Origin of the sequence: Corynebacterium sp. zg-331, from assembly GCF_014267345.1 — a bacterium.
Taxonomy (GTDB): Bacteria; Actinomycetota; Actinomycetes; order Mycobacteriales; family Mycobacteriaceae; genus Corynebacterium.
Genome location: NZ_JACMYD010000001.1, coordinates 67,522 through 81,031, shown reverse-complemented (window position 1 = coordinate 81,031; position 13,510 = coordinate 67,522). Strand labels below are relative to the sequence as shown.

The window sequence follows — 13,510 nt, the reverse complement described above, 5'->3', positions numbered from 1 at the left end:
AGATGTTCTTCCTCATCTTTGCATACCCTGAACACTATGACACGCCCCCACGCTTTCGACCGTCTTGCCCTCTCCTGGCCGCCGTCTCTGCTATTCGGGGTAGGCGCGGGCATCGGCGCCCTCATGACCGTCCTGGGTCACTCGCTCTGGGCCATAGTTTTGTCCATCGCCGTCGGCATCGCCTTCGCCATGGCCACCAGCCGATCCCCCCTCTACTCCCCGCATAACTGGGATCAACGGGACCTGTATTCCGGCGCGGCCTCGTGGTTTCTGGTGGGCGGCATGCTATTCTGGATGTTAATCTCGTCACCCCTGCTCGATGGCAGCGTCGTGATGGGCACGCTCGTCGGCCTCCTCGTCGCCGTCTTTTTCACCCTCGTCGCCCGCTATTCCCACCTCCTGACCGCCTTCGGCGGCCGCAGGCACGCCCGCGGCATCCTGGCCACGGACGTCACGGTCACCCAGGAACAGATCGCCATCGCCCACCGACACACCGAGATGCTCTCCGTCCTGCTGAGTCTCGGCGCGGTCGAGGGCGTCCGGGTGCGTACCCGCCTGCTAGCCCACGCCCTCAATACGAGCGCGCCCGCGGCGCTGCGCGAGGCCCGCGAGCCCCAGGCAGCGGGCTTGCTGTACACCAGCGCCGTGGACGCCGGCGGCGATGAGGGCAAGATCTTCATGGCGCTCACCGCCGAGGGGGTTCACGCCCTCGACCGCACCGCGCAGGCCGCGCCCCCGCACGCCTAGCCCGGCGGCGGGCATCACGCACACGTCATCACGCAAGCCGGAGCGCAGCCATGCCGACCGCGCTCCGGCTTGTGCCCGCGTTCCTACAGGTTGGGGAACCAGATGCCGATCTCGCGCTCGGCGGACTCGGGGGAATCGGAACCATGCACCACGTTCTCGGCCACGGAGAGGCCAAAGTCTCCGCGGATGGTGCCGGGGGTCGCCTTGGAGACGGGGTCGGTCCCGCCGGCGAGCTGCCGCCACGCCTCGATGGCGCGCTCGCCCTCGATCACGCCCGCGATCAGCGGGGCGGAGGTGATGAAGTCCACCAACTCACCGAAGAAGGGCTTGTCCTGGTGCTCGGCGTAGTGCTTCTCCGCGGTCTCGCGGTCGGCCACCCGCAGATCCAGGGCGGCAAACGTGAGGCCCTTGGCCTCGATGCGGGAGAGGACGGTGCCCACCACGCCGCGCGCCACGCCGTCCGGCTTGATCAGAATCAGAGTGCGTTCAGTCATGCCCGTTACTGTACCGGACGCAGGTCTCCCCCGCGCCCCGGCACGCTACATGTGTTGGGTGGTGAGCAGGCCGCGCTTCATCCTGGCGATGAGGCTCGATCTCAGGTGCAACACGTACCACCAGACCACGATGAACACGCAGGCCACGATGCCCAGGGAGTAGTGGAAAAAGAACCCACCCAGGGCCGCGATCTGGAGGGCGATGTTCACGGGGATCGACCACCGGTAACGCTGAAGGAAGGACACCAGGAGCATGATCGTGGCCATCGCGGTGACGTAGATGGCGGACAGGGGCGTCCAATACGCCCCACCGTCCACCCGGGCGATCACGGTGAGAGCTAAGAAGAAGGTGATCGCCTCCATGCACATGGTGGCCGACATCACCCCCACGATCCCCTTCATGGGATCCTTCTCCGGGGCATGGCCGGGACCCAGCGGGCCGTACTGCGGGTCGTGCGATTGCGTCATGCGGGATCCTTTCCAAAGAGCGTGCGGGCCTCCCCCGCGGTGACCACCGAGCCGGTGATGACGAGGCCCGCCCCCGACTGCACCTCGGCCTCCTCCGCCAGCTCCACGGCCAGTTCCACCGCGCCCGGCAGGGCGTCCATCACGTGCACGCGCTCCTCGCCAAAGATCTCGCGCGCGTACTCCGCCAGGGCCTCGGCCTCGAGGCAGCGGAGGGAGGAATTGCGGGTGCACACCACCTCCGCCACGTGCGGTTCCAGTTCGCGCAGCAGCCCCGGGGCGTCCTTATCGCCCAGCACGGCCACCACGCCGATGAGCCGCTCGAAGGTGAAGTCTCGCTCCAGGGCCTGCCCCAGGGCGCGCATGCCGTGCGGGTTGTGGGCGGAGTCGATAAACGTGGTGGGTGCCGAGCGCACCCGTTCCAGGCGCCCCGGCGAGGTGACCTCGGCGAATCCCCGCCGCACCGTCTCCTCGTCGAGCTGGCGTCCCGCCCCCGCGCCGAAAAACGCCTCCACGGCGGCCAGGGCCACCGCGGCGTTGCGCGCCTGATGCTCCCCGGAAAGCGGCAGGAAGATGTCGGTGTATTCCCCGCCGAGGCCTCGGATGCTCAGGCGCTGCCCGCCCACGGCCACGGTGGATTCGACTACCCCAAACTCCACCCCGGCGCGCGCCACGGCGGCGTCGACCTCCACGGCGCGACGCAGGATCGCCTCCGCGGCCTCGGGATCCTGTTCCGCCACGATTGCCACGTTATCCGGCGGGGTTAAAAGATCGTCCTTGTCCCAGCGCGAGGTGATGATGCCGGCCTTTTCCCCGGCGATCTCCGCGAGCGTCGAGCCCAGGTAGTCGGTGTGATCGAGCCCCACGGGAGTCACCACGGCCACCTGGGCGTCAATCACGTTGGTGGCGTCCCAGCGCCCGCCCATGCCCACTTCCACCACGGCCACATCCACCGGGGCGTCGGCAAAGGCCACGAAGGCCATGGCGGTGAGCACCTCGAACTTGGACATGGGGGCGTCGTAGCGCTCATCGATCATCGCCACGTAGGGCTCGATCTCCCGCCAGGTGCGCACGTAGTCGGCGGGGTGCAGCGGCAGGCCGTCGATGGCGATGCGCTCGGTGACCAGTTGCAGGTGCGGCGAGGTGGTGCGCCCGGTGCGCCGGTGGAAGGCCCGCAGCAGCGACTCGATCATGCGCACGGTGGAGGTCTTGCCGTTGGTGCCCGCCACGTGAATGGCCGGATAGGCCCGCTGGGGGGTTCCCAGCAGATCCATCAGGGCCTCCATGCGCTCGGTGCTGGGATCGATCTTGGTCTCCGGCCAACGCCGGTCGAGCTCCGCCTCCACCTCGGCCAGGGTGCGCAGATCCTCCGGCGTGATGGGCCTGGCTTGGGGTTCCTCGGCCTTATCGCCCGCCAGGTCGATGGGCAGGGTCAGCCCAGTCTCGTCGAGGTGAACGCCGCTGTGCTCGCTCACCGCAGGGCCTCCAGGCGCGCCCCGATGCGCTCGACCTCTTCCCGGGCGATGCGCTGGCGCTCCTTGATCTTTTCCACCACCTCGGCCGGGGCCTTGTCCACGAAGTTCGGATTGGCCAGTTTCTTGCCCGTGGTGTCTAGCTCCTTGTGCGCCGCCGCGAGCTCCTTGTCCAAGCGCTTGCGTTCGGCCTCCTTGTCCACGGTGCCGGAGGTATCCAGGGTAATTTCCACCGTGGCCTGGGACAGCCGCACCTCGATGCTTGCCGACGCCGCGAAGTCCTCCCCCGGGCGGGTGGCCCGTGCCATGGAGCGCACCAGGTCCTCCTGCTCGGTCAGGTCCGCGGCGGCGCAATCGATGCGCGCCGGCACCGGCTGGGAGGGCTTGACCCCCTGATCCGAGCGGAAGCGCCGCAGCTCCGTGATGAGCTTGATGGAGTCGCGGATGCGGCGGGCGGCCACCTCGTCCGGCTGCGCGCCGCCGTTGGTATCCGCCGCCGTGGGCCAGGGGGCGATCACGATGGATTCCTCTCCCGTGAGCGCCGTCCACAGCACCTCCGTGACGAAGGGCATGGCCGGGTGCAGCAGGCGCAGCACCACGTCGAGCACCCGGCCCAGCACGAAGCGGGTGGGCTCGGGGGCCTGCGTCTTGGCGATCTCCAGGTACCAGTCGCAGAACTCGTCCCAGGCGAAGTGATAGAGCTCCTCGTTGGCCTTGGCGAACTGGTAGTCGTCCAGGTAGGCGTCCACGCTGGCGCGCACCTGCTCCAGGCGGTCGAGGATCCACCGATCCGCGTCCGTGAGTCCCTCGCGCGCCACCGGCCCCACCTCGGCCCCCTTCATCAGGGCAAAGCGGGTGGCGTTGAAGAGCTTGGTGGCAAAGTTGCGCGAGCTCTGGGCGTGATCCTCGCCCACCGGCAGATCCACGCCGGGGTTGGCCCCGCGGGCCAGGGTGAAGCGCAGGGCGTCCGCGCCAAAGCGCTCCACCCAGTCCATCGGGTCGATGCCGTTGCCCAGGGACTTGGACATTTTCCGGCCCTTCTCGTCGCGCACCAGGCCGTGCAGGAAGAGATCCGTAAAAGGCACGGTGCCCTCCAGCTCCGGGGTGATGGTGGCGGCGAAGGTGCCGAACATCATCATGCGGGCCACCCAGAAAAAGAGGATGTCGTAGGCGGTGACCAGCACGGAGGTGGGGTAGAACTTAGCCAGCTCGGGGGTGGACTGCGGCCAGCCCATCGTGGAGAAGGGCCACAGGGCGGAGCTAAACCAGGTATCGAGCACGTCCGGGTCCTGCTCGTAGCCGGCCGGCGGTTCCTCGTCCGGGCCCACGCAGACCACCTCGCCCTCGGGCCCGTACCAGATGGGGATGCGGTGACCCCACCACAGCTGGCGGGAGATGCACCAATCGTGCATGTCGTCCACCCAGTCGAAGTAGCGCGGCTCCAGGGCGGCCGGGTGCAGCGTGGTGGCGCCGGTGCGCACGGCGTCGCCCGCCATCGCGGCCAGCTCCTCCACCTTCACCCACCACTGCAGGGACAGGCGGGGCTCGATGGCCTCCCCGGAGCGCTCCGAGTGACCCACGGAGTGAACGTAGGGGCGCACCTCCTTAACGATGCGCCCCTGCTCGCGCAGGGCCTCGCGCAGGGCTTCGCGGGCCTCCTCGCGGCTCAACCCATCGAAGCGGGTGCCGGTGCCCGCAATGTGGCCGGTCTCGTCCATGATGGTGGGCATGTCCAGGCCGTGGCGCTGCCCCATCGCGTAGTCGTTGGGGTCGTGCGCCGGGGTGATCTTGACGGCGCCGGTGCCAAACTCCGGATCCACATAGCTATCGGCGATGACCCGAATGCTCACGTCCTCGCGGAAGGGGTGCGGGAGCACCTTGCCCACCATGTGTGCATAGCGCTCGTCGTCCGGGTGGACGGCGATCGCCACGTCGCCCAGCATGGTCTCCACGCGGGTGGTGACCACCACCAGGGAATCTTCGCCGTCGCCGTAGCGGAAACTCACAAGTTCCCCCTCGACGTCCTTGTACACCACCTCGATGTCCGAGACCGCCGTGCGCAACGCGGGGGACCAATTGACCAGTCGGTTAGCCCGGTAGATCAGGCCGCGGTCAAAGAGCTCCTTGAAGATCGTCTGCACGGCGCGGGACAGCCCCTCGTCCAGGGTGAAGCGTTCGCGCGACCAATCCACGGAATCCCCGATCGCCTGCATCTGCGTCAGGATCGTGCCACCGTACTGTTGCTTCCACTGCCACACCCGCTCCACGAATTCCTCGCGGCCCAGGTCGTAACGGGACGCCCCCTCCTGCTCCTTGAGCTGCGCCTCCACCTTGGTCTGGGTGGCAATGCCCGCGTGATCCATGCCGGGCAGCCACAGCACCTCGTAGCCCTGCATCCGCTTGCGGCGCACGATGGCGTCGATGAGCGTGTGATCCAGGGCGTGGCCCATGTGCAGCTGCCCGGTGACGTTGGGCGGCGGCAGCACCACGGAAAAGGCCGGCTTGGCGCTGGCGGGATCGGCCTGGAAATATCCCCGATCTATCCAGCGCTGGTACAGCTCGGCCTCGACGGCGTGGGGGTCCCAGCTCTTGGGCAGGTTCTCAGCGCGGTTCTCAATCACGCCGCCTATCTTAGCGCCCGGGATGAGCCCGCCAGCAGGTGCGCCACCGCGCGACGTTCCTCCTGCAACTCCGCCACATTGGCGTCGATGCGCTCGCGCTGAAACTCGCTGAGCTCCAGGCCCGGCACGATCTCCCAGCGCCCCTCGCGGGCGACCGTGGGGAAGCCGAAAATCAACCCCTCCGGCACCCCGTAAGAACCATCCGAGGGGATGGCGGCCGTGGCCCAGCCCCGGGAACCCTGAATCCAATCGCGCATGTGATCCACGGCCGCCGAGGCCGCCGAGGCCGCCGAGGACTTCCCGCGCACCTTGATGATCTCCGCGCCGCGCTGCGCCACCGTGGGCATGAACTCCTCGCGGTACCACTGCTGATCGAGTCGAGGGGCCACCGGCTCCCCGGCCGCGGTGGCGTAGGAGAGATCGGGGAACTGGCTGGCGGAATGGTTGCCCCACACGGCCACCTTGCCCAGATCCGCGCTGGGCACCCCGAGCTTCCCGGCGAGCTGAGCCAGGGCGCGGTTGTGATCCAGGCGCATGAGCGCGCTGAACCGCTCGGCGGGCACGTCCGGGGCCGCCTGCTGCGCGATAAGCGCGTTGGTGTTCGCGGGATTTCCTACCACCACCACGCGCACGTCACTGGCGGCGTGGGCGTTGATCGCCGCCCCCTGGGGGCCAAAGATCGTGCCGTTGGCGGCCAGCAGGTCTGCGCGTTCCTGGCCTTTGCCGCGCGGTTTGGCACCCACCAGGAAGGCGGCGGAGACGCCCTCGAAGGCCACCGCGGGATCCTCGGTGACGGTCAGCCCTCGCAGCAGCGGGAAGGCCGAATCCATCAGCTCCATCGCCACCCCTTCGGCGGCCTGGCGGGCCTCCGGGATGTCCAGCAGGTGCAGGGCCACCGGGGTGTGGGGTCCGTAGACCTCGCCGCTGGCGATCCGCCACAGCAGCGAATAGGCGATATTGCCGGCCGCGCCGGTCACGGCGATCTTTTTAACCGACTGGGTAGCGACTTGTGCCATGATGAGCAATCCTTTCGGCACCGAAAAACAAACGGAAATCTAAGCAACGCCCTCTAGGATACCCCGCGAAGTGTTCAGATAACACCCCCAAAAAATCTCCCAAATAACCCCATTTACCTGGCATTTTATCTGTCTTTCCGGTTCGATGATCACCCCCTTTGGGGGCAGCGTCGTAATCTAGTACTGATAGTGCCACGAGCGCACGTCCCTGCGACCGCAGGAGCACAGCCTTAAAGACACCACGGAGGGAACCGAATGGCGAGCGACGACCTCGACCTGGCACTCGACCCCCAATCCCCGGAGGAGCAGTCCATGGGGAAGGTCATCGACGTGGCCATAGAGCGCTTTTCCGTCAAGCCCTTCCCCGAAGCCAAGCTCGACGCCATCGCCAAGGAGGCGGGGGTGTCCAAGCGGATGATTCATTATCACTTTGGCAATAAGAAGGGCCTCTACCAAGCGGTACTCTCGCACGCGATCGAGCTACTCCAGCCGCCCACTCACCTCCTGGTGATCGACTCCGCGATTCCCGTGGACGGCATCCGCGCCGTGGTGGACGCGCTCTATGGCCAAATCGCCCGCCACCCCGTGGCCGCGCAGATGCTGCACATGGAATCGCTCCAGCACGTGCTCCCCCTCACCGAGATCGCCCCCTTGTCCAGCAATACGGAGGTGATCCTGCATCTCGACAGGCTGCTCATGCTGGGTCAAGACGCCGGCGTGTTCCGTCCCGGTATCTCCGCCTACGACGTCTTCTATATGGTGGCGTCGCTCTCCTTCTACCGCCGCCAGCAGCGCGAACTAGCCATCAACATCTTTGGGATCGACCCCACCGACGAGGACAACACCGAGGGGGTGCGCCGCATGACCATCGACACCGTCCTGGCCTTCCTCACCTCCAACGTCCCCCACTCCGGCCACAACTCCTACCTCAGCACCGCGCAATCGGTGCACGAGGAGCCGGAGTCCGCCCAGGCCATCTACGAATAGCGCTCCGCGCCCTAAGCGGAACGCTCCGCCGCGCAATCGACCACCACCAGGTCTTCCTCCCCGTGTACCATCTCCGCGCTAATAGTCAGCGCGCCCTCCCCCTCGCGGTCGGGAATCTCGTACATCACAGGCACCAGGAGATCCTCCATGATGGCCCGTAGGCCGCGCGCGCCCGTGCCGCGGTCGATGGCCTTGTCCGCTATGGCCTCAAGAGCCCCAGGCTCGAAGCGCAGCTCCACCCCGTCAATGTCGAAGAGCCGCTGGTACTGGCGCACCAGGGCATTCTTCGGCTCCGTGAGTACCCGCACGAGCGCATCCCGATCGAGGTGCCCCACCGTGGCCACCACGGGCAAACGCCCGATAAACTCCGGGATCAGGCCAAAACGCACCAGATCCTCCGGCTGCACCTGAGCAAAGAGATCCTGCTGCTCCCGATCCCGCAGGCTCTCCACCGGGGATCCAAAGCCCAGGCCGCGCCTGCCCACGCGCTCCTGGATCACCCGGTCGAGGCCCGCGAAGGCCCCCGCCACGATGAAGAGGATATTGGAGGTATCGAGCTGGATGAGGTCCTGATTGGGATGCTTGCGCCCGCCCTGGGGGGGGATCGAGGCGGTGGTGCCCTCCAGGATCTTCAGCAGCGCCTGCTGCACGCCCTCCCCGGAGACGTCGCGGGTGATCGAGGGATTCTCCGACTTCCGGGAGATCTTATCCACCTCATCGACGTAGATGATGCCGCGCTGGGCGCGCTGCACGTCAAAGTCGGCCGCGTGGAGGAGCTTGAGCAGGATGTTTTCCACATCCTCGCCCACGTAACCGGCCTCGGTGAGGCTGGTAGCGTCCGCGATGGCGAAGGGGACGTCGAGAAGCCTGGCGAGGGTCTGGGCCAGGTAGGTCTTGCCGGAGCCGGTGGGGCCGAGCAGGAGGATATTAGATTTGGCGATCTCCACGTCGTCCTCGTGCTTTCGGAAGGACGTGGACTCCGCCTCCCGGATGCGCTTGTAGTGGTTGTACACCGCCACCGCCAGCACGCGCTTGGCGTCCTCCTGGCCGATCACGTACTCGTCCAGGAAGGATCGAATCTCCGAGGGCTTGGGGAGCCTCCCCTCCTGCTCCTGGGCGGCGGCCTTGGCCGCGCCCATCTCCTCCTCGATGATCTCGTTGCACAGCTCGATGCACTCGTCGCAGATATACACCCCACCGCCGGCGATGAGCTTTTTCACCTGCTTTTGCGACTTCCCGCAGAAGGAGCACTTGAGCAGATCCGCACTTTCTTGCATACGTGCCATGAGCTGGTTCGATCTCATTTCTGGTTGGGGCCAGGGTTCACCTTCCGTCCACTTTAGCGCGTGGGTCAATCCGGTCCACCTGGTGGATCACCTCGCGCACCTCACCGAGCAGTTCCCGCGTGCGCGCGGAGCCGTAGGCCCCGATCCCCAGCACGATGCCGCTGCGCTGGGGACTGCTCCAATACTCGGACAGGGCCTGCACCGCCAGCCCCCGGCGCGCGCACCGCACCACCACCTCCGCCTCCGCGCGCGCATCATCGAGGTACACCACGGCGTGCAAGCCGCCATCCATCGGCTCGGCGGCCTCGCGGGCAAAGACGTCCGCGAAGAGGTCGCGGCGCTTCTTGTACTCACGACGCATCCGGGCCAGGTGGTGGCGCAGGCCCTCGTCCTCCATGAAATACGTCATGGCGTCTTGCACCATGCCGGAGGCCGGGGTGGCCCGGGCACACAGGGCCTCGCGCAGCGCCGCCGGCATGAAGACGAAACCCAGGCCCAGGCCCGGGGTGATCGTTTTAGAAAAGGAACCGAGGGTGGCCACGCACCCGGCGGTGTCCACGGCGGCGAGGGCGGGGTGGGGTTGGCCCACGTAGCGCAGCTCGGAGTCGTAATCATCCTCCACGACGAGCAGCCCGTGCGCGGCGGCGTAGTCGAGGAGCTGGCGCCGCCGCGGCGCGCTCATCGCCGCCCCCAGCGGGTACTGGTGCGAGGGCGTGACCAGGACCACCTGCGGGCACACCCGCTCTAGCGCCGCAATCTCGATGCCTTCCCCGTCCACGGGGATGGGCACCACGCGGTGCCCGTGCTCGCGCAGCACGGCGCGCAGCGAGGGATAGCCAGGGTCCTCCACCGCCACCACGCTGGCGTTGCCCACGGCGTCGAGCAGGGTGCGCAGGCCGTCGCGGGCGCCGGAGGTGACCAGGACGTCCTCGGGGGTGGCCGGCACCGAGCGGGTGATGCGCAGGTGCTCCGCGATGAGTTCGCGCAGCCGGGGGGCGCCGGGCACCGGATAGCCCCGGCTGGGGTGGGCGGCGGCGCGGCGCCAGGCGGCGCGCCACGCCGTGCCGGTGAGCGCCTCGGTGTTGGGGATACCGGGGCGCAGGTCGGCGCGCCGGCGCGCCTCGCGGGGCTTCGACGACGCCGGCAGTCGTGGCGGCGCGTGGGTGGCGGGCAGGTCGGGATTGACGAGGGTACCCCCGTGACCGGCAACCAGATACCCCTCCCCGGAGAGCTGTTCGTAGGCGGTCACCACGGTGCCCCGAGAGACCCCGAGGTCGGCGGCCAACGCCCTAGTCGAAGGCACGCAGTCGCCGGGGGCAAGGCGCCCGGTGTCGATGAGCCGACGCAGGTGGCGGGTGATCTGGTGTGGCAGGTTCCCCGCGGAGCGATCCAGGGCGATCATCGCGTCACGCTGTTCAAAGCCATGTCGGCGTACATAACTCCCAGTTCCTCGGCGCTGTATCCGGCCTGCGGATCGAACCACAGGCACACGCCGAGCCCCATATCGATGAGGGCGTAGGCGCTGACCTTCACGTCCGCCGCGGTGAACTCGCCCGCGGCCGCCCCGGCCGCGATGATGCTTTGCCAGCATCGCACGTACTCGCGACGCAGCGCGGTGGCCTGGGCGCGGGTGGGGGCATCGAGGTGCGCGATCTCGTTATTGACCACCCTGGTGGCCCGGGCGTGCCGCGCGTGATAGCTCACGTGCGTGCGCATAGCAGCATGAAGTTGCGCGCGCGGCTCGCTTATCCCCGCCACCCCCTGGTGGTGCTCGCGGAGCAGTCCACGCAGGGTATCCAGGATGACCTCGGTGAGTAGCTCCTTCTTCGATCCCACGTGGTTATACAGGCTGGAGGTGGCCATACCCACGTGACCGGCGATGTCCTCCATGCTCGTGGCGTTATAACCGCGCCGACTAAAGAGCTCCAGCGCGGCGGCGGCGATCTGCGATCTCCGTTGCTGATTGGCCATGCGAACAACATTACTTGCCCCCGCACCCACCCTCGCTTGACGAAAAGTGCGTTACACATCACACTATAGGGACGAACCGCAATTCGTTCGCGGATAGCCCTAACTGAAAGGTAGGTCACTCTATGTCCACTCCGCTGAGCAACAGCACCGCAGACTTCTACCAGATCTTCGCTGACGTAGACGGCGCAGACCTGGACTACTGGAACGCCACCCGCGCCTACGCGGACGAGGTACGCGACCAGGTCAACGACGCTTGGGAAAAGGCCGAGTACCGCATTCCGCTGGTCAAGCGCGCCTCCGAGTACGGCCTGGTCCGCGATGGCATCGACATTCCCGGCTTCGAGCCCATGAGTATTCGCGCCAACCGCCTCATCACCATGGAGCTGGGTCGGCTCGACGGCTCCATCGGCACCGCCGTGGTGGTGCAGTCCGGTCTGGCCATGCGCTCCATCGCGGCCTGCGGCTCCGAGGAGCAGAAGGAAAAGTACCTCGCCCCGATGGCCCGCTGCGAGGTACTGGGGGCCTTCGCGCTGACCGAACCCGATCACGGCTCCGACTCCATTGGGCTGGAGACCACCGCCGTGCGCGACGGGGACGAGTGGGTCATCAACGGCGCGAAAAAATGGATCGGCCAGGGCAGCGTGGGACACATCACCATCGTGTGGGCGCGCATGGAGGACGGCCAGGTGGGCGGCTTCATCGTCCCGCAGGACGCCCCCGGTTACAACGCCACCACCATCACCGGCAAGGCCTCGCTGCGGGCCATCTTCCAGGCCGAGATCGAGCTGGACAACGTACGCATTCCCCTGGAAAACCGCCTACCGCACGCCCACTCCTTCCGCGATACCGCCGAGATCCTGGCGGGCACCCGCATCGCCGTGGCCTGGGCCGCCCTGGGCCTGGGCATCGCCTGCTACGAAAAGGCGCTATCCTACGCCCAGGAGCGCATCCAGTTCGGCAAGCCCCTGGCGAGCTTCCAGATCATCCAGCAGCGCCTCTCCGATATGCTCCAGGACGTGGTCTCTATGGGCCTGTACTGCCGTCGCCTGCTGGAGATGGAGGAAGCCGGGACGCTCTCGGACAAGCAGGCCGCCCTGGCCAAGGTGCACAACACTCGCAAGGCCCGCGCGATCGCCGCCAACGCCCGCGACATGCTCGGCGGGGTGGGCATCCTGCTGGAAAACGACGTGATCCGGCACATGGTGGACATCGAGGCCCTGCACACCTACGAGGGCACGGACACCATGCAGTCGCTCATCGTGGGCAAGACCATCACCGGAGTCAGCGCCTACCGCTAGGAACGCGACGCCCGTCATCCCCTCGGCCCCGGAGGCGCACCGCATCAGGTCGCCTCCGGGGCCATCCTGCCCCGCCGCGCCGAGGCCTCGATCGTGGAGTCTCTACCGTCCGCCGAGGTACGAAAGAAGGGATGCCCCTCACTATGACCGCCCAGGTCGCACCCCCACCCCGGATCGCAGCGAGGACAACGCCTTTTATCCCTCACCGTATTCCCTCAGCCAGTACACCGCGCCCATCACCAACTTCGACGGGCTAGTCACCTCGGAAAAATACACCGGCGGCACATGGAAAGTATTGGTCATCGCCGCAGACGAGCGCTACATGCTCATGCGCAGCGGCGCGTTCTTCTCCACCGGAAACCACCCCGTAGAAACCCTGCTGCCCCTCCATCACATGCTTGAGGCCGGCTATCGGGTGGACGTAGCACCCTGAGCGGCGGCCCTGGCAAGTTCGAGTGGTGGGCCTATCCCCACGAGGATCGGGCCGTGGCCGCCGCCTGGGAGGCCATCGGGGAGGCATTCAAGGCCCCGCACAGACTCTCCGACCTCGTGGCTGCCGGACTGGACGATTACGCCGCCATCTTCATTCCCGGCGGTCACGTGACGATGAACGGCCTGCCCCAGAGCACCGATCTGCGCGAGGCGCTGGACTTCTTCCTGCGCTCCGAGCGCCTCGTCATCACCCTCTGTCACGGGCCCGCGGCCCTGCTCACCGCGGGTATAGGACGCGAACGCAATCCGCTGGCGGGATACCGAATCACGGCATTTCCCGACAGCCTGGAATTCGGGGCAAACCGGAAGATCGGATACCTGCCCGGGGAGATGCCCTGGAGGCTGGGAGAGAAACTACGCGAGGCGGGCATCGAGATCGTCAACGACGACATGACCGGCGCCACCCTGCGCGATCGCCAGCTACTGACCGGCGATAGCCCCCTCGCCGCGCATCGGCTGGGCAAGGAATCCATCCTGGCCTAATCACCACCCCGCGTTCCCTCTGCGATCATACCCTGGGCTTTCCCCACACGCCATCGCGGAGGCGGATTCGAGCGGCTGCGCGAGAGCATCGACGACGCAGCGGTGACGCGACTCCCGGGAGAGGGCCTGGAATGGATAAGGGGGCGGCACCCGCGGGTGCCGCCCCCTTGCCTTCACG

At 67.2% G+C, this 13,510-nt stretch carries 11 protein-coding genes and 1 pseudogene; 4 read left to right on the top strand and 8 right to left on the bottom strand.

Annotated elements, in window-relative coordinates:
• The first annotated feature begins 36 nt into the window (after positions 1–36).
• Positions 37–747, top strand: a complete 711-nt coding sequence (locus tag H7347_RS00425) for a hypothetical protein (protein WP_152820331.1) — start codon at positions 37–39, stop codon at positions 745–747.
• A gap of 83 nt (positions 748–830) precedes the next feature.
• Here the strand turns inward: H7347_RS00425 and ndk are convergent, their stop codons facing one another.
• The 5 genes from ndk to H7347_RS00400 are packed head-to-tail and all read right to left on the bottom strand — an operon-like array spanning position 831 to position 6,815.
• The gene (gene ndk / locus H7347_RS00420) at positions 831–1,241 is read right to left on the bottom strand and encodes a nucleoside-diphosphate kinase (RefSeq protein WP_152820329.1); all 411 of its coding nucleotides are present in this window, start codon (positions 1,239–1,241) and stop codon (positions 831–833) included.
• 45 nt (positions 1,242–1,286) lie between these two features.
• Positions 1,287–1,709, bottom strand: a complete 423-nt coding sequence (locus H7347_RS00415) for a DUF4233 domain-containing protein (RefSeq protein ID WP_152820327.1) — start codon at positions 1,707–1,709, stop codon at positions 1,287–1,289.
• A complete protein-coding gene (locus tag H7347_RS00410) occupies positions 1,706–3,181 on the bottom strand; it encodes a folylpolyglutamate synthase/dihydrofolate synthase family protein (RefSeq protein WP_186337055.1) in 1,476 nt (491 codons plus the stop codon). Before H7347_RS00410 ends, H7347_RS00415 begins: the two co-directional genes overlap by 4 nt.
• A complete protein-coding gene (locus H7347_RS00405) occupies positions 3,178–5,796 on the bottom strand; it encodes a valine--tRNA ligase (protein WP_186337181.1) in 2,619 nt (872 codons plus the stop codon). The genes H7347_RS00410 and H7347_RS00405 overlap by 4 nt, the downstream gene beginning before the upstream one ends.
• An 8-nt stretch (positions 5,797–5,804) precedes the next feature.
• Entirely contained in the window at positions 5,805–6,815 is a 1,011-nt protein-coding gene (locus H7347_RS00400; protein WP_152820325.1) for a malate dehydrogenase, read from the bottom strand.
• A 255-nt stretch (positions 6,816–7,070) separates the two neighbouring features.
• Here H7347_RS00400 and H7347_RS00395 point away from each other — a divergent pair, with 255 nt between their 5' ends.
• Entirely contained in the window at positions 7,071–7,802 is a 732-nt protein-coding gene (locus tag H7347_RS00395; protein ID WP_152820323.1) for a TetR/AcrR family transcriptional regulator, read from the top strand.
• Between the two features lie 11 nt (positions 7,803–7,813).
• Here H7347_RS00395 and clpX read toward each other — a convergent pair whose 3' ends face one another.
• The 3 genes from clpX to H7347_RS00380 are packed head-to-tail and all read right to left on the bottom strand — an operon-like array spanning position 7,814 to position 11,059.
• The gene (gene clpX, locus H7347_RS00390) at positions 7,814–9,088 is read right to left on the bottom strand and encodes an ATP-dependent Clp protease ATP-binding subunit ClpX (RefSeq protein ID WP_152820321.1); all 1,275 of its coding nucleotides are present in this window, start codon (positions 9,086–9,088) and stop codon (positions 7,814–7,816) included.
• A 37-nt stretch (positions 9,089–9,125) separates the two neighbouring features.
• Positions 9,126–10,490 carry a PLP-dependent aminotransferase family protein gene (locus H7347_RS00385; RefSeq protein WP_152820319.1) on the bottom strand — a complete coding sequence of 455 codons (1,365 nt, stop codon included), beginning with the start codon at positions 10,488–10,490 and terminating at the stop codon, positions 9,126–9,128.
• Positions 10,487–11,059: a TetR/AcrR family transcriptional regulator gene (locus H7347_RS00380; RefSeq protein WP_152820318.1), complete on the bottom strand. Its 573-nt coding sequence runs from the start codon at positions 11,057–11,059 to the stop codon at positions 10,487–10,489. The genes H7347_RS00385 and H7347_RS00380 overlap by 4 nt, the downstream gene beginning before the upstream one ends.
• A 122-nt stretch (positions 11,060–11,181) precedes the next feature.
• On the opposite strand from H7347_RS00380, the gene H7347_RS00375 reads away from it, so the two are divergent.
• Together H7347_RS00375 and hchA are read left to right on the top strand one after the other, a co-directional pair.
• A complete protein-coding gene (locus H7347_RS00375; protein ID WP_152820316.1) occupies positions 11,182–12,357 on the top strand; it encodes an acyl-CoA dehydrogenase family protein in 1,176 nt (391 codons plus the stop codon).
• Positions 12,358–12,502: 145 nt separating this feature from the next.
• Positions 12,503–13,332: pseudogene (hchA, locus tag H7347_RS00370) on the top strand (glyoxalase III HchA); the annotation flags it as partial.
• Positions 13,333–13,510: the final 178 nt, after the last annotated feature.

Excerpts from the sequence above, each read along its gene's own strand:
- H7347_RS00425 (WP_152820331.1), top strand. The coding sequence starts at position 37 with ATGACACGCCCCCACGCTTTCGACCGTCTTGCCCTCTCCTGGCCGCCG.
- ndk (WP_152820329.1), bottom strand. The coding sequence starts at position 1,241 with ATGACTGAACGCACTCTGATTCTGATCAAGCCGGACGGCGTGGCGCGC.
- H7347_RS00415 (WP_152820327.1), bottom strand. The coding sequence starts at position 1,709 with ATGACGCAATCGCACGACCCGCAGTACGGCCCGCTGGGTCCCGGCCAT.
- H7347_RS00400 (WP_152820325.1), bottom strand. The coding sequence starts at position 6,815 with ATGGCACAAGTCGCTACCCAGTCGGTTAAAAAGATCGCCGTGACCGGC.
- H7347_RS00395 (WP_152820323.1), top strand. The coding sequence starts at position 7,071 with ATGGCGAGCGACGACCTCGACCTGGCACTCGACCCCCAATCCCCGGAG.
- clpX (WP_152820321.1), bottom strand. The coding sequence starts at position 9,088 with ATGGCACGTATGCAAGAAAGTGCGGATCTGCTCAAGTGCTCCTTCTGC.
- H7347_RS00385 (WP_152820319.1), bottom strand. The coding sequence starts at position 10,490 with ATGATCGCCCTGGATCGCTCCGCGGGGAACCTGCCACACCAGATCACC.
- H7347_RS00380 (WP_152820318.1), bottom strand. The coding sequence starts at position 11,059 with ATGGCCAATCAGCAACGGAGATCGCAGATCGCCGCCGCCGCGCTGGAG.
- H7347_RS00375 (WP_152820316.1), top strand. The coding sequence starts at position 11,182 with ATGTCCACTCCGCTGAGCAACAGCACCGCAGACTTCTACCAGATCTTC.